General features: G+C 51.8%; 25 protein-coding genes and 1 pseudogene. 19 read left to right on the top strand and 7 right to left on the bottom strand.

What is annotated here, in order from left to right; all coding sequences use genetic code 11:
* The first annotated feature begins 10 nt into the window (after positions 1-10).
* Complete coding sequence (gene astE, locus ACMV5H_RS21850; protein ID WP_209523955.1) at positions 11-994, top strand: succinylglutamate desuccinylase; 984 nt, start codon at positions 11-13, stop codon at positions 992-994.
* Positions 995-1,572: 578 nt separating this feature from the next.
* Positions 1,573-2,655 carry a porin OmpC gene (gene ompC, locus ACMV5H_RS21845; RefSeq protein ID WP_021805655.1) on the top strand — a complete coding sequence of 361 codons (1,083 nt, stop codon included), beginning with the start codon at positions 1,573-1,575 and terminating at the stop codon, positions 2,653-2,655.
* Between the two features lie 85 nt (positions 2,656-2,740).
* On the opposite strand, the gene ACMV5H_RS21840 is transcribed toward ompC, so the two are convergent.
* Positions 2,741-2,932, bottom strand: a complete 192-nt coding sequence (locus tag ACMV5H_RS21840; protein WP_021181014.1) for a YebW family protein — start codon at positions 2,930-2,932, stop codon at positions 2,741-2,743.
* 225 nt (positions 2,933-3,157) lie between these two features.
* Here ACMV5H_RS21840 and lysM point away from each other — a divergent pair.
* Positions 3,158-3,597: pseudogene (lysM, locus tag ACMV5H_RS21835) on the top strand (peptidoglycan-binding protein LysM).
* A gap of 490 nt (positions 3,598-4,087) precedes the next feature.
* Positions 4,088-4,252, top strand: coding sequence for a hypothetical protein (locus ACMV5H_RS21830; protein WP_021805654.1), 165 nt, complete (start codon positions 4,088-4,090; stop codon positions 4,250-4,252).
* 702 nt (positions 4,253-4,954) lie between these two features.
* On the opposite strand, the gene ACMV5H_RS21825 is transcribed toward ACMV5H_RS21830, so the two are convergent.
* Together ACMV5H_RS21825 and ACMV5H_RS21820 are read right to left on the bottom strand one after the other, a co-directional pair.
* The gene (locus tag ACMV5H_RS21825; RefSeq protein ID WP_024486415.1) at positions 4,955-5,341 is read right to left on the bottom strand and encodes a helix-turn-helix domain-containing protein; all 387 of its coding nucleotides are present in this window, start codon (positions 5,339-5,341) and stop codon (positions 4,955-4,957) included.
* 101 nt (positions 5,342-5,442) lie between these two features.
* Positions 5,443-6,135 carry an IclR family transcriptional regulator gene (locus tag ACMV5H_RS21820; RefSeq protein WP_021805653.1) on the bottom strand — a complete coding sequence of 231 codons (693 nt, stop codon included), beginning with the start codon at positions 6,133-6,135 and terminating at the stop codon, positions 5,443-5,445.
* Positions 6,136-6,353: 218 nt separating this feature from the next.
* Between ACMV5H_RS21820 and ACMV5H_RS21815 the strand changes: the two genes are divergently transcribed.
* The 5 genes from ACMV5H_RS21815 to cbpM all read left to right on the top strand — a co-directional run bounded on the left by ACMV5H_RS21815 (position 6,354) and on the right by cbpM (position 11,889).
* Positions 6,354-8,687 carry a molybdopterin-dependent oxidoreductase gene (locus ACMV5H_RS21815; RefSeq protein WP_218519219.1) on the top strand — a complete coding sequence of 778 codons (2,334 nt, stop codon included), beginning with the start codon at positions 6,354-6,356 and terminating at the stop codon, positions 8,685-8,687.
* 3 nt (positions 8,688-8,690) lie between these two features.
* Entirely contained in the window at positions 8,691-9,239 is a 549-nt protein-coding gene (locus ACMV5H_RS21810; RefSeq protein WP_024486412.1) for a 4Fe-4S dicluster domain-containing protein, read from the top strand.
* Positions 9,240-9,251: 12 nt separating this feature from the next.
* Entirely contained in the window at positions 9,252-10,058 is an 807-nt protein-coding gene (locus ACMV5H_RS21805; protein ID WP_115158069.1) for a dimethyl sulfoxide reductase anchor subunit family protein, read from the top strand.
* Positions 10,059-10,666: 608 nt separating this feature from the next.
* Positions 10,667-11,587, top strand: a complete 921-nt coding sequence (cbpA, locus tag ACMV5H_RS21800) for a curved DNA-binding protein (RefSeq protein ID WP_115158068.1) — start codon at positions 10,667-10,669, stop codon at positions 11,585-11,587.
* Complete coding sequence (gene cbpM, locus ACMV5H_RS21795) at positions 11,587-11,889, top strand: chaperone modulator CbpM (protein ID WP_021181020.1); 303 nt, start codon at positions 11,587-11,589, stop codon at positions 11,887-11,889. The genes cbpA and cbpM overlap by 1 nt, the downstream gene beginning before the upstream one ends.
* 462 nt (positions 11,890-12,351) lie before the next feature.
* Here the strand turns inward: cbpM and ACMV5H_RS21790 are convergent, their stop codons facing one another.
* Positions 12,352-12,564 carry a YccJ family protein gene (locus tag ACMV5H_RS21790; protein WP_179249036.1) on the bottom strand — a complete coding sequence of 71 codons (213 nt, stop codon included), beginning with the start codon at positions 12,562-12,564 and terminating at the stop codon, positions 12,352-12,354.
* A 169-nt stretch (positions 12,565-12,733) separates the two neighbouring features.
* Here ACMV5H_RS21790 and ACMV5H_RS21785 point away from each other — a divergent pair, with 169 nt between their 5' ends.
* The 3 genes from ACMV5H_RS21785 to ACMV5H_RS21775 all read left to right on the top strand — a co-directional run bounded on the left by ACMV5H_RS21785 (position 12,734) and on the right by ACMV5H_RS21775 (position 13,616).
* On the top strand, positions 12,734-12,973 hold the full coding sequence (locus ACMV5H_RS21785; RefSeq protein ID WP_414822460.1) for a DUF2766 family protein: 240 nt from the start codon (positions 12,734-12,736) through the stop codon (positions 12,971-12,973).
* Between the two features lie 119 nt (positions 12,974-13,092).
* Entirely contained in the window at positions 13,093-13,236 is a 144-nt protein-coding gene (locus tag ACMV5H_RS21780; RefSeq protein ID WP_414822459.1) for a PhoP/PhoQ regulator MgrB, read from the top strand.
* Positions 13,237-13,334: 98 nt separating this feature from the next.
* Entirely contained in the window at positions 13,335-13,616 is a 282-nt protein-coding gene (locus tag ACMV5H_RS21775) for a YebO family protein (RefSeq protein ID WP_059201072.1), read from the top strand.
* An 87-nt stretch (positions 13,617-13,703) separates the two neighbouring features.
* On the opposite strand, the gene fos is transcribed toward ACMV5H_RS21775, so the two are convergent.
* Positions 13,704-14,111: a fosfomycin resistance glutathione transferase gene (fos, locus tag ACMV5H_RS21770; RefSeq protein ID WP_209554856.1), complete on the bottom strand. Its 408-nt coding sequence runs from the start codon at positions 14,109-14,111 to the stop codon at positions 13,704-13,706.
* Between the two features lie 110 nt (positions 14,112-14,221).
* Between fos and ACMV5H_RS21765 the strand changes: the two genes are divergently transcribed.
* The 3 genes from ACMV5H_RS21765 to ACMV5H_RS21755 all read left to right on the top strand — a co-directional run bounded on the left by ACMV5H_RS21765 (position 14,222) and on the right by ACMV5H_RS21755 (position 16,384).
* On the top strand, positions 14,222-14,524 hold the full coding sequence (locus ACMV5H_RS21765; protein ID WP_414822458.1) for a phage protein NinX family protein: 303 nt from the start codon (positions 14,222-14,224) through the stop codon (positions 14,522-14,524).
* Between the two features lie 90 nt (positions 14,525-14,614).
* The gene (locus ACMV5H_RS21760) at positions 14,615-14,851 is read left to right on the top strand and encodes a DUF4060 family protein (RefSeq protein ID WP_021181027.1); all 237 of its coding nucleotides are present in this window, start codon (positions 14,615-14,617) and stop codon (positions 14,849-14,851) included.
* A 162-nt stretch (positions 14,852-15,013) separates the two neighbouring features.
* Positions 15,014-16,384, top strand: coding sequence for an amino acid permease (locus ACMV5H_RS21755; protein WP_209526764.1), 1,371 nt, complete (start codon positions 15,014-15,016; stop codon positions 16,382-16,384).
* A gap of 36 nt (positions 16,385-16,420) precedes the next feature.
* On the opposite strand, the gene ACMV5H_RS21750 is transcribed toward ACMV5H_RS21755, so the two are convergent.
* On the bottom strand, positions 16,421-16,705 hold the full coding sequence (locus ACMV5H_RS21750; RefSeq protein WP_021806780.1) for a hypothetical protein: 285 nt from the start codon (positions 16,703-16,705) through the stop codon (positions 16,421-16,423).
* 213 nt (positions 16,706-16,918) lie between these two features.
* Between ACMV5H_RS21750 and ACMV5H_RS21745 the strand changes: the two genes are divergently transcribed.
* The 3 genes from ACMV5H_RS21745 (at position 16,919) to cspE (ending at position 19,031) form a co-directional block, all read left to right on the top strand.
* On the top strand, positions 16,919-17,917 hold the full coding sequence (locus ACMV5H_RS21745) for an MBL fold metallo-hydrolase (RefSeq protein ID WP_021806779.1): 999 nt from the start codon (positions 16,919-16,921) through the stop codon (positions 17,915-17,917).
* Positions 17,918-18,663: 746 nt separating this feature from the next.
* Positions 18,664-18,780: a DUF2627 domain-containing protein gene (locus ACMV5H_RS21740; protein WP_002211058.1), complete on the top strand. Its 117-nt coding sequence runs from the start codon at positions 18,664-18,666 to the stop codon at positions 18,778-18,780.
* Positions 18,781-18,821: 41 nt separating this feature from the next.
* Positions 18,822-19,031 (top strand): transcription antiterminator/RNA stability regulator CspE, encoded by a 210-nt coding sequence (gene cspE, locus ACMV5H_RS21735; RefSeq protein ID WP_002221949.1) that lies wholly within the window; start codon positions 18,822-18,824, stop codon positions 19,029-19,031.
* Positions 19,032-19,096: 65 nt separating this feature from the next.
* Here cspE and pgeF read toward each other — a convergent pair whose 3' ends face one another.
* The gene (gene pgeF, locus ACMV5H_RS21730) at positions 19,097-19,810 is read right to left on the bottom strand and encodes a peptidoglycan editing factor PgeF (RefSeq protein WP_115158065.1); all 714 of its coding nucleotides are present in this window, start codon (positions 19,808-19,810) and stop codon (positions 19,097-19,099) included.
* Positions 19,811-19,955: 145 nt separating this feature from the next.
* On the opposite strand from pgeF, the gene rlmA reads away from it, so the two are divergent.
* Positions 19,956-20,822, top strand: a complete 867-nt coding sequence (gene rlmA / locus ACMV5H_RS21725; RefSeq protein WP_414822457.1) for a 23S rRNA (guanine(745)-N(1))-methyltransferase — start codon at positions 19,956-19,958, stop codon at positions 20,820-20,822.
* Positions 20,823-20,935 lie beyond the last annotated feature (113 nt).

The following is a 20,935-nucleotide window of genomic DNA, read 5'->3' as shown; positions in this document are numbered from 1 at the left end:
GGAGGCAATAGTGAACAATTTATTGGCTCTGACGTTGGCAGGAACTCCACCAGCTACCACCCAGGGTGAAAACGCTGCACTGAGCTGGAAGTGGTTGGGGGAAGGGCTATTGGAGCTCACTCCACTGCAAGGCTATCGGCAAGCCGTGGTGCTTTCAGCCGGTATTCACGGCAATGAAACGGCCCCGATCGAACTGCTCGACCGGTTAGTGAACGAAATCTTCTCAGGTGTGCGGCCATTGGCGGTGCGCTTGCTGGTGGTGTTGGGCAATCCACCAGCGATGCGAACCAATCAACGTTATCTGGCAAGCGATATGAATCGTATGTTTGGTGGGCGCTATCAGCAGTTTGAGCCCTCTGGCGAAACGGCGCGGGCGCAGCAGTTAGAGCAAGTAGTCACCAGCTTCTTTGCCGGAGAGCAGGCTACTCGTTTTCATTACGATCTGCATACGGCGATCCGCGGATCGCTGTTGCCACGTTTTGGTATCCTGCCCTATCAACCACAGAGTTACAGCCCCGAGATGTTGGCGTTACTAGACGCCGCCGGGTTGGATGCACTGGTGATACACCAGGCGCCTGGCGGCACGTTCAGCCACTTTTCCAGTGAGCATGCGCAGGCGGCCAGCTGTACCCTTGAATTGGGCAAGGCGCGTCCCTTTGGCAGCAACGATCTGCAGCAGTTTTCCGCTATCAATAAAGCACTGCAGGCGCTGGTCTGCGGGCAATCTCTCCCTTTGCGGGAGGAGGTTCCGATTCGGGTGTTCCGTGTCGATCGGTCGCTGATTAAGCGCAGTGAATCTTTCAAACTTCATTTGAGCGATGAGACTGCCAATTTTACCGCTCTGCCGCAGGGCACTTTATTGTATGAGCAACCGGGGGATAGTTATCGGGTGCAGCATGAAAAGGAGTGGGTCCTGTTTCCCAATCCCAAGGTGGCATTGGGGTTACGTGCAGGCATGATGTTGATAGAAGTACCGCGCAGCACCCTGTTTTAATCTCACCCGTTCATTACGCCACAGGTCAGTGACCTGTGGCGCCGTTTTTCCTTTCAAACATTAATAGCGTAATTTATTTAATCAGTTGATAGGGTATTTTGCCTGTTACGTGCCCTTACTTTCGATGATTTACCCCAATAAGTAAAAAACAGAGTAAAGATACAATTATTTGCACCATTCCTGGTAATCAGATTGATATAAGTAAAAAGTGTGAAATAAGTAACGCTATTGATTAGCATGCTAATTTTGTGGTTATTCAGAATCGTAGGTAAATCACACAAAATGAAACGTGGTTGCACTGTTTTGGTGCTTTTAAACGTGATTGTTATGGCTTATGCATTAAATATCTATTTAAATCATTATATTAGAATAGTGTTTTGGTGTAATATTTAGTTACAAATAAACATGCTTTATGCGCGCTATTTCATGAACTTTTTTATTTTAAGTTTTTATTCATGATGCTAATGTCACATGGCGCTTTATTAAGGGGCGTAGATAAAAAACAAAATAATAAAAATCACAGCCCAAAGCATAAATTGGGCGTGACGGGCAGCTTTTAATAGAATCTAGGAAAATAAATGATGAAACGCAGTGTAGTAGCCCTGGCGGTTGTTCTTGCCACCGCCGCCTCAATGGCCAATGCGGCCGAAATCTACAACAAAGATGGCAATAAACTCGACCTGTACGGCCGTGTTAACGCCAAGCACTTGTTCAGCGATAACAAATCTGCTGATGGCGACGCGACCTATGTGCGTTTTGGTTTTAAAGGCGAAACGCAGATTAACAGCGATTTGACCGGTTATGGCCAATGGGAATACAACGTCCAGGCTAACCACGCCGAGTCAGCGGGTACCGAAGGCACCAAAACTCGTCTGGGCTTCGCTGGTCTGAAATTCGCCGAGTACGGTTCCTTTGACTATGGCCGTAACTACGGTGTGGTTTACGATGTCGAATCCTATACCGATATGCTGCCGGAGTTTGGCGGCGATACCTATACCTTCACCGATAACTTCATGAATGGCCGTTCTACCGGTCTGGCTACCTACCGTAACCGCAGCTTCTTCGGTCTGGTCGATGGTCTGAATATCGCCTTGCAGTACCAAGGTAAGAACGAGAATGACCGCAGCAACATCCACAAGCAGAACGGTGACGGCTATGGTATGTCTGTGGACTATCAGGACATCGGCGGTAGCGGCATTGGCGCTGCGGTAGCTTTCTCTGATTCTAACCGTACGAAAGATCAGAAGGCCGTTCAATACGGTAAAGGCGACAGCGCGACGGCCTGGACCACCGCGCTGAAGTATGACGCCAACCAGGTGTATCTGGCGGCCATGTATGCTGAAACCCGCAACATGACCCCGATCACGGTTAACAGCGTTGCTGGCTTTGCCAACAAGACGCAAAACTTTGAAGTGGTCGCGCAATACCAGTTCGAAAATGGCCTGCGTCCATCACTGGCTTACCTGCAATCCAAGGGTAAAGACATTGAGAACATCGGCGATGTCGATCTGGTGAAATATATCGATATCGGCGCGACTTACTACTTCAACAAAAACATGTACACCTACGTTGATTACAAAATCAACCAGTTGAATGACGATAACAAGCTGAAACTGAACACTGACAACATCGTGGCAGCCAGCTTGACCTACCGTTTCTAAGTCGTATTCAAACCTCATTCCTGTGTCGGAACGTGGTTCAAAAGGCAGGGCGCAAGCTCTGCCTTTTTCAGTTTGGCGTGTGGGATCAGAAAGGAGCGTACTCGCTGGCAGGCAGCCAGAAGCCGTCGATAAAGTCCTCGATCGGAAAACACCCAGCATGACGTAACCGTTGTTCTTTCATCGCTACCAGGCATTGATGCTCATCACGCAGCACGTCGACAACGATGTCGGCACAGCCACCATCCAGATAGCAAACGAACATCACCAATGCGTACATAACCTATTGCGTCCCCCCATTAAGGTTCCAATCCCTATTGTAGGTAAAATTTGGCTGAATTTAGCTAATTAATACAAAAAAATAATAATTGACCAGACAAAAACGGTATTTTCAGAATTATGGCAGCGTTTAATCATCTCTTAGAGGATTGAAGTTCCGCTCGGTACTGCTAAGCTTAACAAGTTTTAAAATTTCTTAACTATCCAATCATTAACGGGAGCGAATATGGGATTGTTTAACTTCGTCAAAGAAGCTGGCGCAAAACTGTGGGATACGGTGAGTGTTAACGCTGAGGATCAAAGCGCCAAGCTGAAAGCGCACCTTGATAACAGCGGCCTGCCAGATACGACAAGGTGGATGTCCAGGTCGTTGATGGCAAGGCTGTAGTCACCGGGGACGGTATCAGCCAGGAACTGAAAGAAAAAATTCTGGTAGCCGTGGGTAACGTTGCGGGTATCAGCGGCGTGGAAGATAATGTGGCAGTGGCGCAACCAGAAGCGGAAAGCCGCTTTTACACCGTCAAGAAGGGCGATATCCTGAGTGCCGTTGCCAAAGAGATGTATGGCAATGCCAACCTGTACAACAAGATCTTTGAAGCCAACAAACCAATGCTAAGCCATCCAGATAAAATCTATCCGGGCCAGGTATTGCGCATCCCGCAATGATGCTGAAAGCCAGGGTAATTGACGCTCGAGCTTAGAACGGCGTAATCCGGCGCCCCATCTGGGGCGCTGTGCAGCAATCCCTCACCAATGCGTATGTTCATACATATGTTAACCCCTATAAGTTACCCACCCGCAATTCGATAAACCCAAAGAATGTTTCCAGTCCACAAGCTGGTGACTAACCTTCAGAATCTTGACCCTGTTGCAGAAAATTGGTAGCGTCTGCATGCAAGAAAAATCTTAGCTATCTCTGGCGTAAATTGGGCTGTTGCTTGAGCCTAGGGTTATCCCTTTTTTGCATCAAGGCGTTATGCTAGGTGATAAGAGAGTAGAGGGTGTGAACGCCCCATTAGACAAAAAAACACCAGGAAAACCATGGACAATGCGCAACGGGTCAGCACAACGTTGACGGCGGTTGCTGCATATTGATCATTCTTACGTTGACGATCACACAGTGGGTGGGAGTTACTTACTGTTTTTAGGAGATAAAATGGAACATAATCCGCATGATGAAACCAAGCTTATTGCGGTCATTGCCTTATTGATCTCAGTGTTGCTTGTCGTGTCGATCTTGTTTGGCATCACGTATTTATCCGATCTGCGGCATAACGATCAAGAGGTCGATGCCAAAAGTTGTTACATCAAAGGCGGCTGAAGTTGGATCTGCGTTTATCGCAATCCTTGATTCGACGATGAAATATTTTTGCCATATGCCTTGGTTTATTTGGGACTTAACGTACTAGCTGCGATTAAACCACTAATAAAGGTTATGGCGAATCATTCGTCGGTTGTGGGCCGTTAAATAGACAACGGATAGTTGGATGGCATTTTTTCTGCCACGGCAAAGCCACTACAGCTCAGGTGTAGCAGGGAGACGACACACTTTTTGATGGCCTTTCCTTATGAGAGTCAGGCAGCATGGTCTGCGGACTTTATTGGTTAACTTATCTAAACAAATTCACTTTAATTATATTTTAGTCGCAATAAATTATTAAATTGAATGTATTTCTTAAATGTGTTTGTGATGTTAATCAAATATTGTTATTTACCCCGAATGAGCACGCTGTCGTAACTAGTCAGGCCCTGCTAAGCTAAGACTAATCTGTACGGAAATCTCTGTCAGTTCTATTGCCGATGTAAGCGAGGTGTTTATGAGTCAATTACTCTCCCGTGCAAGATTATCCCATGTTGTGATCGCCACGGCGGTGTTTTGGGTTTGCATTGCTGTACTCGTGGCGGTAGCACTAAAGTAACGCTGGATGACTAATCAACAATCCTGACATAGCTGACATACTCAGCCAACGGCTCCTTTCTGGGGCCGTTTCTTTTGTAATAACTTAAGCAACCCGCTGCCGTCTCACGCCATCTTCTGGTGAATAATATGCAGCGGAGGCTCGATGTGCAGATCGACACTCAAATCCTGGCGGAAGTCATAGGGCGTAATGTTGAAACGCTTTCTGAACATGTAGGTGAAGTGAGATTGGGAACCGAAACCAAAATCCAAGGCGATATCAAAAATGGAAGCCTCGCTGCTACGCAACTGGTACACCGCTCCGGCAAGGCGGCGCTCGCGGATGTATTTGCCCAGCGAGATCCCCGTCGCTTCTTTGAACAGCTTCTGCATATGCCACAGTGAATAGCCGGAATACTCGGCCAACTCTTCAAGGTGGATCACTCGTCCCAGGTGGGTTTCGACCCATTTACTGAGTGCGCAGACTAGTGCGAGATGATGTTCTTGTATCAATAACTTTACCCAATTGATTTTGTCGTTTAACCGCAGCGCAGAGCTTACGGCAGGCTCACTTAGCGTACCTTACAGGCTCCGGGTTGTCACCTTCGTGCCGGTTAAAGCGGGATCGTTTTGACCTTTGCCATCAGGCGGTCAGCCAGACGAACAATCTCTTCCGGGTCGTCTGGAATAAACCCCATGGTGATCGCCATCCCCAACAGGACGTTATCCTGGCTGAAAATCGGGCAGGCAATCGCGCGTGCCCCTGGGATGCCTTCGGTAACATTGTAACGTACCGCATAGCCCTGCAGACGGATCTTTTCGAGCTCTTTAGCCTCAAGCAGGGGGGTAATAGAGCCATCAAACGCCTGATAGGCATAACCCGCCGCACTGGCATTCATAGGGATGAGGGTGTTTTCGAGGTAGTCGATATCGATATTTTTATGGCTGCGATTATAGCGCGTCAGCAAGATGCTACTTCCTTGTCGCACCGCCCAGCCGGTGGAGTAGTTCAACTCATCACGCAGCTCACACAGCGCATTATTGATGATTGTCGCCAACGTCTGCTGTTTGCCTGCCGCCGCCGCGAGCGCCAACAGTTTGCTGCCAAGCGAGTAGCGGCTGGTCTCCTGCTCTTGATACAGCATCTGGCTACGGCACAGTGAAACCAGATATTTATGCAGCCGGCTTTTCGAAAGCCCGCTGTGTTTGGCGATATCCGAAGCGCGGGCGTTTCCCCCCAGTGCGGTGACACTCTCTAATACCGACACGGCAATATCGACCGAATTTACGCCTTGAACTTCCGACATTCTGCTTACCTTGACTTGCTAATACTTCGATCCGCTCACTTTACCAGTTTAAGGCGGTGAATGCCCCAGTTAACCCGATCCTGGCTTCCGCAGCAGCAGCATTTTCAGCGCGCAAGGGCTAACTATTTTGAGGTGGATTGATCTGCTTCAATATACTATGGGTTAACTCGGTTTATTTATAGTGAACACCAGGGCGTGTGATTACCGAGATAAAAACTATGAACGAACTTTCTTCACTCCGGCTCAAACGGCGTACTTTGCTAAAAGGACTTGGCGTTATTGGCCTGGCGTCAATCTCGCCTTGCGCTTTCTCCTTAACATCTGAACAAAAAGAACCCCTACGGCACATCCACCTTAAACTGACGGACTATCAAACTTTCCGCTCAACCTGTGCGATGGAGTGCCTGCACTGCAACCTGACTGCTTACGTCTATCAGAAAAAACTGATGAAGATTGAAGCGACGGAAGGTTTTAATGTGAAATGTTGCCTGCGGGGCATCAGCCGAACCAAATGGGTTTATCATCAGCAGCGAGTCACGACACCTCTGCTGCGGGTAGGCAAAAAAGGTGAGGGTAAATTCGAGCCTATTACCTGGCAACAGGCACTGGATTTAATCGAAAAAAACATCCGTACCACCATCAAGGAACAGGGCAACGAAGGGCTGCTGTTGTCCACTCATGCTGGCAACATGGACTCGATAAAGAACGATATGGGCAAGGCGTTCTTCGACTATCTGGGCGGTTCGGTGAAACAGGCGGGTTCGCTCTGCTGCTCGGCAGTGACGGCGGCGATGATGCCAATGGTGGGGCTACGTTATGCCGATACCCGCGACACCATTGCCGACAGCCGTTTGATTATCTGCTGGGGTAACAACCCGGCGGTGACCATGCAGGCGTATTTTAAAAATTATCTACGTGCGCAAGAACAGGGCGCTCGCATCGTGGTTATCGACCCACGTTTTAACGAGACCGCCGCCAAAGCGGACGAATGGATCCCGATTGTTCCAGGTACGGATACGGCTTTAGCGCTCGGGATGATGAAGATCATTATCGAAGAGCAGCATATTGACGCAGATTTCCTGCGTCAGCATACCGGCGCGGTGTATCTGGTGGATGCCAAAGATCAATTGGTGCGTGCCGATGCCAACGACACTGAAAGCTATCTGGTTTATGACTGCACCAGCCAGAGCCTGGTAAGGCATGACAAGGCGGGGATAACTCCTGCGTTGTTCCAGCACCAACTGCCAGCTGACAGCGGCTATCGCACCGTATTCGAAACCGTTTATCAGCAGGCTGCACCATGGACGCTTGACCGGGTTGCGGCTGAAACCGACATTCCCGCCCACACCATTTTGCGTTTGGCCCGCGACTATGCCACCACCGCTCCGGCGATGATTGTGCAAAATATGTCAGGCGCTCAGCGCACCGAATTTGGTACCTACGTGGCCGCCAGCCAATTCTACCTGGCCCTGCTAACTGGCAATATCGGCAAGCGAGGGGCGGGGGTCTGTGACGCAGGCGGAGCACGCCAAATGGCAAAATTCAGCCCGATCATTCCACCAGCGCCTGCGGTGAAGAAAATCACCCCGATCCCGGTTGCCAAGGTGGGGGAGTGGGTGGTCAATGACCGGCCTTACCCAATTAAATTCTGGTGGATTATGACCATGGGGGTCATGACCCAACTACCCAACACCAACATGGTCAGGAAGGCGTTGGAAAAGGTTCCCTTCGTGGTGGTGGCCGATAACCTGATGAGTTCTACCGCGCTGTATGCTGATCTGGTGCTGCCGGTGACGACCATTTTTGAAGATGTCAGCCTGATGGCGGGCGTGCGTAGCCACTATGTGCAACTGATGGAGCAAGCGGTCGAGCCACCGGGTGAAGCCAAGCCGGATTATTGGATCTTTGCGCGTCTGGCTGAGCGTTTTGGCTTTGGCGACGTGTTTAACCAGCCGATTGAGCATTACATCAATGCGTGCCTGCAAGGTTCCGGTATCACCCTGGAACAGTTGAAAAAAGGACCGGTGCTGCCGGTGAGCGGCGACTGGATCCCGTTTGAACATGGGGTGTTCCGCACGCCGACCCGTAAAGCCCACTTCTTTATTGAAGAGTGGCAGAAGAAAGAATTTTCGCCGGTCGTTACTTATCTGCGGGTGAATGAATCGCCACAAGGCTCGCCGGAATTGGCCGCTAAATACCCGCTGATGGCGGTACAACGCAAGCTGGCGCGCAGCATTCACTCAAGCCACGGCATGAACGAATGGATCCTTGAGGTGCAGCGCAATAAGCCTAACGTGATGATCCATCCGCAGGATGCACAACAGCGCCGGATCAAACACGGCGATTGGACCACCGTATTTAATGAGCGAGGGGAGCATCGGGCTATAGCCGTGGTGACGACACATATCAAGCGAGGAGTGGTTTCCCTGGATAACGGCTGGTGGGAACAACAGGGAGGCAGTAGCAGCCATGTCACCAATGACGCCGTAGAGGCGTTGGGTACCGGGCATTGCTGTAACAGTACGCTGGTTGATGTACGGGCGGAGGGATAACCCATGACCAAACAATATGGCTTTCTGATTGATATTAAACGTTGTTACGGCTGTAAAACCTGTTCCATGGCCTGTAAGTCAGAGAATCAGACGCCACCGGGCGTGCTTTGGCGGCGGGTGCGGGAGTATGAAACCGATGGCCCGAATTCTGAAGGGTTTATTTCGATGTCCTGCAATCATTGTGACGATCCGCAATGCATGAAGGTATGCCCGGCGGATACTTACCATAAGCGCCCGGACGGTATTGTGGTGCAGGATCATGAGAAATGCATCGGCTGCCGCATGTGCATTATGGCTTGTCCGTACAACGCCCCAGTGTTTGATCCGCAGGAAGGTAAAACCAGCAAGTGCAATATGTGTGCCGAGCGTTTGGACGAAGGGTTACCGCCGCGTTGCGTGGCGTCTTGCCCGGCGGGCGTCTTGAAGTTTGGTGATATCGAGGAGTTAAGGAAAATCCACTCAACGGATTGGGCGGTACTGGAGGCTAGATATCACATGCCTGATCACCGTATCAGCGGCCCGAACGTGGTCATTATTCCAGCGGATAAATAATAGGGTGCTACCATGAACGAATATGAACTGCCGTTGGTGTTTTTTACCGTGCTCTGCCAATGGGGCATTGGCGGTATTATCGCCTTGACGCTCTATCGGTTGCGACCAACCTCCCAGATGTCCGTTGGGCAACTGAAATATCTGGTTCTGGGATTGTGGCTGGTGGAAGTCGTTGGCTCCAGCTTGTCACTGCTGCACCTGGGGAGCCCGTTTGGGGCTTACCGCGCGGTGCTGGGCCTGCCGCACTCCTGGTTAAGCCGTGAGGTGATCGCCTTTATCCTGGTGAATATCAGCCTGTTCCTGATGTTGGCAGTTTGCTGGCTGCGGCCGCAGAAGTCGGCCTTGATCACCACATTGGGAATGGTGACCTCGGTATTGGGGATTGCCGCCATTCTGGTCTCGGCACAAATCTACTACCAGATGGTCAGCCATCCGCTGTGGCATACGCCACTGACCCAATTGGCGTTTCTGAGTACCGCGTTACTGCTGGGGTTCGCTACCTTGGGGATCTATTTGAATTGCTGCGGCCTGGCCGTTCCGCGCACGGTTCGCTATGGTTTGCTGGTGGGCTGCCTGTTGCTGCTGGCCACGTTGGTGGGGCGTTACCAGATTGCCGGGGCCAGCGCTCAAGGGATCATGCTTTGGTGGCAGCTGGTTGGCAGCATGTTGGTGGGTGGTGTGCTGTTCGCGGTGCTTGGCTTGCGCACACGTTTGGCCCCGTCAATGGCCGTGATAGCCGGAGTGGCATTGGTGTCGGGGGAGATTGTCGGGCGTATGCTGTTTTATCATAACGTCATGGGCCAATTCCCCTGGTTCTGAGGCAATAAACTGAGGTCGGTCCAGCCGTGCAACCGCCGAGCGACGGGCCGACCCAACATCCTGCAGAAAAAAGCCTCAATACAGGGCTTGCCAGCATTCGGAAAAACCAGCTAATCTGAGATTGCCCGCTACCGCAAATGCCAAGTAGTCCAGGCCAGCAATGTAATTAACCAAAACAGAGAGTCAGCCGTAACAACGCCACGTTGATGGGGTGATCGCATGTTAATGACAGTGATTATTACTCTTTTTGTGATCGTGGGCGTCGCCGCTTTTCTGGCAATGCCAGTGATGATGGTCAATAACACGCAAGGCGTGGGAGGTGAAGAACCGTGAAACTGGCTAGCAACCGGAACCTGCAATGTTAACTCGAAATTCACTCACTACCTGTTGACCGGCTCAGATATGGGCCGTGTCATCAACACTTTGTCAGCACCGCAATTCCCGCACGTTCCGCAACCAATCAGCTCGAAACGCTAAATCACCGCGTGAAGTGATGCGCATACTGCACTAACTGCTTGATGGCGCTACAATGAGTCTTATCTCCTAAACTTGCTCACGTATCAACGCGCTATCCACTTTTCCGGCCACAGTAAAGAGACCATAGCATTATGGAAATCAAGGATTACTACGCCATTCTAGAGGTTAAACCCTCAGATGATATCAAGGCTATCAAAACCGCCTACCGCCGCCTGGCACGCAAATATCACCCCGATGTCAGTACCGAGCCCGATGCCGAAACGCGCTTTAAAGAAGTCGCAGAAGCCTATGAAGTGCTGAAAGACAGCGAACGCCGGGCCGAATATGACCAAATGCGGCTGCATCGTAACGAGCCCAATTTCGGCCGCCAGACCCGGCGTGAAGAGTATGGTGGTGCCGAGGATTTCTCCGACATCTTCTCCTCGATGTTTGGCCAACGTGCGCGTGGCCGCCAGCAGGGCCAACCGCGTGCGGCCCGTGGGCAGGATGTTGAGATCGGCGTGGCGCTGTTCCTGGAGGAAACCCTCACTGAGCAAACCCGCACCCTGAGCTATAAGGTGCCGGTGTACAACGCATTTGGTCAGACAGAGAAAGAGATCGCTAAAACGCTGAACGTGAAAATCCCGGCGGGCGTGGCAGACGGGGAGCGTATCCGCGTGAAAGGCCAAGGCGTGCCTGGTATGGCTGGCGGAGCCAATGGCGATTTGTACCTGATCATTCAGCTGGCACCTCATCCGTTGTTTGAGGTGATCGGGCACGATCTGGAAATCGTTCTGCCCTTGGCACCTTGGGAGGCTGCGTTAGGAACCAAGGTTTCTGTCCCTACACTGGCGGACAATATCCTGTTGACCATCCCTGCGGGGAGCCAGACCGGGCAGCGGTTACGCGTCAAAGGGAAGGGGCTGGTCAGCAAAAAAGAGACCGGCAATTTGTATGCGGTGATCAAGATTGTCATGCCGGCCAAATCCGATGCAGACAGCGCCGCACTCTGGCAACGACTGGCCGAGGCGAATCAGGCCTTCGATCCTCGTACGCAATGGAGTAAAGCATAATGGCCAAGCTACAGATAACCCTCACCATTACCGAGTTTTGCCTGCATACTGGCGTAACGGAAAGTGAATTGGCCGAGGTGGTGGGGTTGGGAGTGATCCAGCCCCGCGATCTGACGGTGGATGATTGGCTGTTTGATGATGGGGCGGTGGCGGCGTTTAATCGCGCTCAGCGTCTGCAACGTGAACTGGCTCTGGATTGGCCCGGCATTGCGGTGGCGCTGACGCTGCTCGATGAGATTGAACAGCTGCGCAGGGAGAACGCTCAGCTACGCCATCGTCTTGAGCGCTTTATCGCAGAGTGATGCCCCTCACCCTAGCCCTCTCCCACAGGGAGAGGGGACCGATCGAGTGGGGTGAAAGTGCAGTGATTCATCATGAGCATCGGCTGACTCACCTTGGACTAAAGGGTGATCGAGTTTGCTGATATGACCTCTTTAGTTCCAAATGGGCAGGGGCAAACAACTCCCTCTCCAACAAGGAGAGGGACAGAGCGAGTTGGGTGAAAGTTGAGCATCGGCTGACTCACCTTGGACTAAAGGGTGATCGAGTTTGCTGATATGACCTCTTTAATTCCAAATGGGCAGGGGCAAACAACTCCCTCTCCAACAAGGAGAGGGACAGATCGAGTTGGGTGAAAGTTGAGCATCGGCTGACTCACCTTGGACTAAGGGGTGATCGGGTTTGCTGATATGACCTCTTTAGTTCCAAATGGGCAGGGGCAAACAACTCCCTCTCCCTGTGGGAGAGGATTGGGGTGAGGGGCCTCAGACGTTTTTACGCTCGATGGTTTCTTCACCCCAGTAAAGTTGGTCGGCATCGGTTTTACTGAACGCCAGCGGTAACACTTCATCGCTGCCTTCCTCCCAAATTTTTTGCGCCAAAACCTCGTCATTACCGGCCAACTCAAAGATCGCTTCGGCAATTTCTACCGAGGTTTCACGCACTGTCGCCCAAGATTTCACATTATGATTTGCCATGACTGCTCTCCTGTTGAGTGTGAGGCACAGCCTAGTATAGGCCACAATTCTGCCGCTGGTTTTTGCAAGGCATGCGTATTATTGCCGAAAATTCAGGGCGGAACGCCTGCGGCAAAATGCAAAACGGCGTGGTATTCTTTGCCGCGTTTAAATCAACAGAGGAAAAATTATGTCTAGCGCACTGAGCAACGATCAAGAACTGGTTTCCGATCTGGTTGCCTGCCAACTGGTTATCAAGCAGATCCTGGATGTGATCGACGTGATCGCGCCGACCGAAGTACGGGACAAGATGGCCAGCCAGCTCAATAGTATCGATTTTAGCAGCCACCCGGCCGGGGCCGATCCGATCACCAAACGGGCGATTGAAAAAGCGATTGCGCTGATCGAGATGAAGTTTAACCGTGAGTAACTAGGTTATCTTTTGTTCCAGATGGCTGAGAAATCTAAACGGCCGGTTAAACTTCGTTTAAGTTGCCTATGCTAGCATCGATGATTAGGTTAACAACATAATCATAAGGCTGCTAAGTTTTGGGGCATAAAAAACTGCTGGTGATAGCGGCAACGCTGTTTGCCTGCTTGCTTTTCTATCTGCTGGCTCTGGATAGCTATTGCGATCAAGGTGAGAAGTTTGCACTGGGCATTTGCTCAATCACGCGTATCCTTCCCTGGTAACATGGCGAAATAACAATTTTTCGCAAACTTGCCCCTGGCCTTGGTGAGAATGTTACTATGTCGGCTTGGTTGAGGCAGTAGAGTAGATAGGGTTGTTCATGTTTGATTTAGCTTCTGGCCCGTCCGGCCTGATTTCCATCGCCGTTGTGGTGTTGGCTGCATCGTTTGGCTTGTGGGTCTGGTTCATCGTGAATCGCGCCAGCGTACGCGCCAACGAACAGATCCAGCTGTTGCAGGAAATCGCCGAGCAGCAGCGCCAGCAAACGGCACTGTTAAAAACGTTGGTGCAAACCGCCCGCGGGGACAAGGCATCGGTTGACGATTATGATGATGACCTTAGCCCGGCACTGAGTTATAAAGGGTTTATACCAGAGCGTTAATCGCATCCCTCATTTGGTGAGAAGGTTAAGGACACGTCGGTTATCTCAGTTTCAGTTTTAACCGGATCGCCTTCTCACCATTCCGTTTCAGTAAAACACCATCCCCTGATAGGGTTTCTCCCGGCAGGCTGCCAACCGGCTTGCCAGATCGCCACAGTGAATTTCCAGCGCGTGCCGATCGGGATCGAGAAAATAGCAAGATTCGCCCTCACTGTGATTACTCTTCCACTCCTGTACGCCTGCTTTGCGCAAACGCTCCACAATGATGGTAAAGTTCTCCGGTGCCACGCTAAACGCGTAATGTGTATAGTCGCCCAACATCTGATTTTTTCGGGCATCATCCAATGACAGGCATAACCACAGTTCACCCAATACAAGATAGGCACCTTGATGCCAGCGGGCTTTAGGGATAAACCCCAGCACCTCAACATAAAAGCGAAAACTGCGTTCTACCTCACTTACCGCGAGCGTCAGGTGGTTAAGACCCAGCAACATAATCAATTCATCCGTTAGTAAAAATAATGTTTACGGCACGCTAGCTGTCATAAATCTGTCGTATTGGCGTCGTAATGTAGCGCCAACTCTACGAAAGATGGATATCAGCAATGATTAGATGGTACGAAGAAAGCGACGCCGAAGTAAACCGCAGCATTGCGTTAATCACCGGAGAAAATCCGGACAAATGGTATCCTTACGGCGGCGTGAAAGGGAAAGATTACTGCAAAAACCCCTCCGATGCCTGGCCGATTATCTGCGCCAACAAAATAAGCCTTAATGCCCCCGAACAAAGTGACCAGCCACAGTGGCAAGCCAGTATGATCACCCAGCAAGGGGCGTGGCAAGCTGGCAGTCACAGCCCGTTGCGTGCCGCAATGATCTGTTTTTTATTGAGTCAGCAAGCGCAATAAATCAAATGTTAGTCGATAATGTAGATGACCCGTAATGATGAGACACCGCCTTATTCTGACAATGGACCTGTCGCTGACGGAGACTGTTTTATGAAGCGCATTATCAAAGGTGATACCACTCTCTCTCATTTAGTGATTGCCCATGCGGCGATCGATTGTCATGCCAAAAGCTATGGGCTGCACCGACAGGGCTGGCCCTCAACCTACCTGATAAAGTATCAAAACGATCGCGTGGCGGTGGAGGTCATCACCCGCCGTCAATCCTATGTGGCGACGCTGATGATCGGCGCACGTAACCTCAGCAAACTGTGCGGTATGCCAAGCTAGCTGGCGTAGCAAACCTCCTGCAACCCTCTGGCCCGGTTAACGATCGCCGGGCGCTAATCCTTGATGCCTGAAAGGTTAAGTGTTAAAACGCCCGCAGGTTTATTTATTGGTTGGCGATATCTTGCGCAATGCTGCCTGGATACTCAGCCGGACGAGGATAAGATGGGCGGTCAGCTTCAGGATACCCCGCTAAAACGCGGTTTAAAAAACAGACACATACAACTTATTGCCCTGGGCGGTGCCATCGGTACCGGCCTGTTCCTGGGTATTGCACAAACCATTCAGATGGCCGGGCCTTCCGTGCTGCTAGGCTATGCCATAGGTGGTTTTATTGCCTTTTTGATTATGCGCCAGCTGGGGGAGATGGTAGTGGAAGAGCCGGTTGCCGGTTCCTTTAGCCATTTTGCCTATAAATATTGGGGGGACTTTGCCGGTTTCTTATCCGGTTGGAACTACTGGGCGATGTTTATCCTGGTCGGTATGGCGGAACTGACCGCCGTAGGGATTTATATTCAATACTGGTGGCCGGAAATCCCAACCTGGGCATCGGCTGCCGTTTTCTTCGTCGTGATTAACCTGGTCAATCTGGTGAACGTACGCCTGTATGGGGAAACCGAGTTCTGGTTTGCTATCATCAAGGTGGCGGCGATCCTGGGGATGATCGTATTTGGTGCCTACCTGTTGGCCAGCGGCAACGGTGGCCCGGAAGCCAGCATTAGCAACCTGTGGGATCAGGGCGGTTTTATGCCACACGGCATTAGCGGCCTGGTGATGGCGATGGCGGTGATCATGTTCTCGTTCGGTGGACTGGAAATGGTGGGTATTACCGCAGCAGAAGCCGCCGATCCACGCCGTAGCATTCCTAAAGCCACCAATCAGGTGGTGTATCGTATCCTGATTTTCTATATCGGCTCGTTGACGGTGTTATTGTCACTTTATCCGTGGGGCAAGGTTGTGGAAGGGGGCAGTCCGTTTGTGATGATCTTCCATGCGCTCAACAGCAACCTGGTGGCGACCATGCTCAACGTAGTGGTACTGACGGCAGCGCTGTCGGTCTACAACAGCGGCGTGTATTGCAATAGCCGGATGCTGTTTGGCCTGGCGACACAAGGCAATGCGCCAAAGGCGCTGACCAAGGTTAACAAACGTGGCGTACCGGTGCTGTCTATCGCGTTATCGGCGTTGGCCACCTCGGTAGGCGTATTGATTAACTACGTCATGCCCGGCGAGGCGTTTGGCTTACTGATGGCGCTGGTAGTCTCGACGTTGGTGATTAACTGGGTGATGATTTGCCTGGCGCACCTGAAATTCCGCGCAGCCAAAGATCGCCAAGGGGTGATCACCAGCTTTAGGTCGCTATGGTATCCGTTTGGCAACTATCTGTGCCTGGTGTTCCTGTCGTTGATCCTGGTGATCATGTACTTCAGCCCAGGGATCCGCATCTCCGTACTGTTGATGCCGGTTTGGGTACTGTTGTTGTGGGTTGGATTTTTGCTGACCCGGCGTAAAAAGGCAGTTGGTAACAAGAGGTAGTATTCACGTTGGAGGCGCCTCAGCGCCTCCGAACGGTTAACGGGCGACGGCATTGCCCTGAGGGTGGCGCCCCAGCCGCAGCAGCTTTCTGCACAGCAGGAACAGGGTGCTGATAACATCAATCACCACCACGCTAAGCATCAGCAGGCCCAGCATAAAAAAGCCTGCCAGGGTGCTTGCCAGTAACAGCAGCGGTGACGGTACGCGTAGCCGGCGCAGCTTCATTGCCAGATACATTTTCCAGTATTGCCCTTGCGTCGCCAGCGCTCGGCGATAGCGGCCCATACGAACGCGTGACTTGCCTGATGCAGTCCGGCTCATAACTCCTCCTTTTTCAGAATGTCCTAGTAAGTAAATCACAAGGTTCTTAAGAAAGGCTTAACAGGTTCTTGGCGACCTTGGCCTTCTTACTCTGGCTATGACAACAACATCCACAAAAAGGTCAGTTGTTTGTCATTGCGATACTATAAGCTATTGGGTAGGCAATCTTGTAACGATTGCGGCACCACTATGGTACTACAGGGAGAGAATCGGTTGAAAATAACCAACAAATATTACGACGCCAGCAAAGCGCATCATACGCCACAGGGATTCTGCAACCCGGAGCCGTCGTTACACCAGCCCGGGGATCTGAAGCGCTGGCAAGACGAACGCAAGAAGCTCGGCCTGCCCAAACCTCCTCAGGCAGGCTACGAGCAGTTTATCGCCAACTGGTGGCAAGCCGCCGATCTGAGCGGCGATCAGGACCGTGTATGGTGGTTGGGCCATGCTTCTCTGCTGTTGCGCCTGGGGGGCCGCCACGTGTTGATCGATCCGGTACTGTCGCCAAGGGCATCACCTGTGAGCTTCTACGGCCCACATCGCAAGACGCCGCCCCCGCTAACGGTAAAACAGCTGCCAGCGGTAGATGTGGTGCTGATTTCCCACAATCACTACGACCATCTGGATCGTCAAACCATCAGGGAATTGACCAAACGCTTTCGCAATGCCACCTTTGTCGTCCCGCTGGGCCTCAAACGCTGGTTCAGTCATTACCCGGCCAAACGGGTGGTCGAACTGGATTGGTGGGAGAGCCTGACGCTGGATGAGATGACGTTCTACGCCACGCCAGCACGCCACTGGAGCATGCGTACACCGTGGGATCGCAATCGTTCTCTATGGTGTGGCTGGGTGATCCATCACCCGGCGCTGCGTTTTTATTTCTCTGGTGACAGCGGTTACAGCGAACGGTTGGTTGATATCGGCACCCGCCTTGGGCCGTTCGATATCGCGGCGTTGCCCATTGGTGCTTACGCCCCAAGATGGTTCATGCAAGAGCAGCATATGGACCCACAGCAGTCGGTGAGGCTGTATCAGCAATTGAATGAACCCAGAGTGATCCCTATCCATTGGGGCGTGTTTGAATTGGCCGACGAGTCGTTGGATGAACCACCTGTGCAACTCAGCCTGGCACTACGCGAAGCCGGGGTCGAGCAGCACAGTTTTTATCCGCTGAAGATTGGTGAACATCTGGAGGTTAGCCCTAACTCCTAATGAGTATCATGGGGTTGCGGCGTACCCCGCATCGGGTGGCGCTGGGCGTGGTGCGGCTTTGCGGGGTTTACGGCGGGTAATGGATAAAACCGTCACGCCAAGAGTAGTGAAAAAAATGCCTTGGCGATTTCGTTAATCTTCGGCGGAAATAGCTGCTGAGTGGCTAGGTGGTATTTTTAATATTTTTTTTATCCTTACTAACTTAGCTACGGATATAAACCCGCAGGGTGGGGTGGCTATTTCGTCCAGTTGCACATTCTTGGTGCAAAATTTGGCTCGCTGCATGATTATGCACTGGCCTGTGTGAGCGTTTTGGCCCGAGTGAACGGTTCTGTTGCTGTGGCCAAAGCATAACTATCCTGCTATGACAGGCTTTGCTCCCCAAAGGTCGGATCAGTGGGCCGTTTGGCCCCCGGCCTTCGATATTCAATAGTTGCATATAAAATTCCATAAAGATTCAAATTTTTTTACGTTCTTTGGCCTGTCTGCGGCTTATATGTGGTCTAAATCGCTCGCTGTCGAGTTGAAAGAATTGTTAAAACTGAGGCGCCACGCGGAGTACAGCGCGGCGTCTTTACAAAGCAGAAAATAGCCAAGGCTTCAACCTCTTTTGCCCTATTTAAGCTATTCTTGCGACTGACCGTTTCAAATATGTGCGACACGTCCATGAGTGATTAAAAATGGCTTGCCATCGATTCCAGAGTATGTGATAACGCACTTGGGTAAAACGAGGTACAGTTCTGTATATGTGTGGCATTTTCAGTAAAGAAGTTCTGAGTAAAGACGTTAGCGTTGAATACCGCTTCTCTGCCGATCCTTATCTTAGTGCCTCAAGCAGTAACGACTCTAGTTTGTCTATGTAACGCCTACGGGCGGTTTAAACAATCCAAAGGAAATACTCAAGATGGCAAAGATCAAAGGTCAAGTTAAGTGGTTCAACGAGTCTAAAGGTTTCGGTTTCATCACCCCAGCTGACGGCAGCAAAGACGTGTTCGTACACTTCTCTGCAATCCAGGGTAACGGTTTCAAAACCCTGGCTGAAGGCCAGAACGTTGAGTTCGAAATCCAAGATGGCCAGAAAGGCCCATCTGCAGTAAACGTTACTGCAATCTAATCAGCTTCAGCTGAACAAAAAACCCGCCTTAGTGCGGGTTTTTTCGTATCTGGCGTCGATGAATATCACCCGGTGATGATGATGCCGGAATACTGGTTGCGGCCTTTAATCCCCGGATGGTTGGGATCTTGTGCGCGGCGATGGCTGTTGCGGCGATAGCTGGTGTATTTAAAGCGCTGGGGCTGCCGTGGGTCGCTGTTGAGCGTGCAGATAGTGCAAGAGCCTGCGTGATCGACTGCGGCGAAGCCCAAGGCTTTGAGCTTGTTTACGGCGATGGCGGCCAGATCCAGATGGCGTTGGGTCGGGCTGATCAGCTCTGCTGGCAAGGGCAGCGCCTGCTGAAACTGTTCGACCAACTCTTGGTTAACCTGATAGCAGCAAGCGCCCGCAGCGGGGCCGATGGAGGCCACCCAGTTGGCGGTATCGTCATCCTGGCCGATACGTTTGGCCATCTGCTCCAGAATGCCATCCAGCAGGCCGCGCCAGCCCGCATGTACCGCAGCAATGGCGCTACCGTCTTTACGGCTGAAAATCACCGGCAGGCAATCTGCGGTTAATACGCTGATCAGGACCCCTGGCTCACGGGTAAAGAAGCCATCGGCTTCACCGCATTGCTGGCCCGCCTGATGGATATCGACTATGCGAGTACCGTGTACCTGTTTTTTCTCAGGCTGAGTGTCGCGATAGGGCAGTAACGGCGTTGGCAGTAGGGCACCTTTATTGCCGAAGCCATGAGCGATGCCAGGAACGCCGCTGAGCAGCGGGGAATAGTCGGTCATAGAACTTTTTTGCCTGTGGCTGAGAGGAGATATCCAGTGTAGCCAGCTTTTGGATTACTTGGCTAGTGGCAGATGGGCATCCGCCTTGCATCGTACACCAGCCTTCTTTAGACTACCCGCGCCATCTCTCTCTGGGATCTCATCCATGTCTTATCAGTGCCCCCTGTGCTTCCAACCGCTTGATTTCGCAAACCAACAGTGGCGTTGCGAAAATAACCATCAATTCGACCGTGCCAAAGAAGGGTACGTCAACTTAATGCCGGTGCAACACAAGCGTTCTAAACAGCCGGGTGACAGTGCCGAGATGATGCAGGCCCGCCGCGCATTTCTTGACGGCGGCTACTACCAGCCGTTGCAACAGCGGGTGGCTGAACTGTTAGCCAGCACCTTGCCTATTGAGCCACAGGCACTGCTGGATATTGGCTGTGGTGAAGGCTATTACACGGCCGCCGTGGCTGCACGCTTGTCTCAGGAACGGACCGTAGCGGTGTATGGCCTGGATGTTGCCAAGGTGGCTATCCGCTCGGCAGCCAAACGCTACCCGGCGGTCTCTTTCTGCGTGGCTTCCAGCCATCGTCTACCGTTTGCTGACGCGTCGCTCGATGCTGTGTTACGTATCTATGCCCCCTGTAAAGCCGAGGAGTTGGCGCGAGTCGTCAAGCCGGGTGGGGTGGTGGTGACGGTGTCACCGGGGCCGCGGCACCTTTATCAGCTAAAACAGCAGGTTTATCAGGAGGTTAAATTGCATGCGGAGCATGATGAGCAGCTTGAGGGCTTCAGCTGTGAATTGGCCGAGTCACTGGCTTATCCGATGGCGCTGCCGGGTGAACAGGCTGCCAATCTGTTGCAGATGACGCCGTTTGCCTGGCGCGCTTCGCCGGAGGTGCAGCAAGGTTTGCTCGACATGGCTACCTTTGCCTGCGAGACGGATTTCGCCATCCGCTTGTACCGTCGGGTCGCCGCTCACCCCAACCCACTCCCACAGGACGAGGGAACTGAACAGAGTAGGTAATTGGCCAAAGTAGCTTCGGAAACCAGGGTGTAAAAGCAAGAAAGTTGAGGTATTACGCAGAAAGATCAATGAACTCGGTCGGTTCCCTCTCCTTGGGGAGAGGGTTAGGGTGA

This window comes from Serratia sp. N21D137 (assembly GCF_047530005.1).
Lineage (GTDB): Bacteria > Pseudomonadota > Gammaproteobacteria > Enterobacterales > Enterobacteriaceae > Chania > Chania fonticola_B.
Note: the sequence above shows the minus strand (reverse complement) of the source record. Positions and strands in the feature narration are given on the sequence as shown.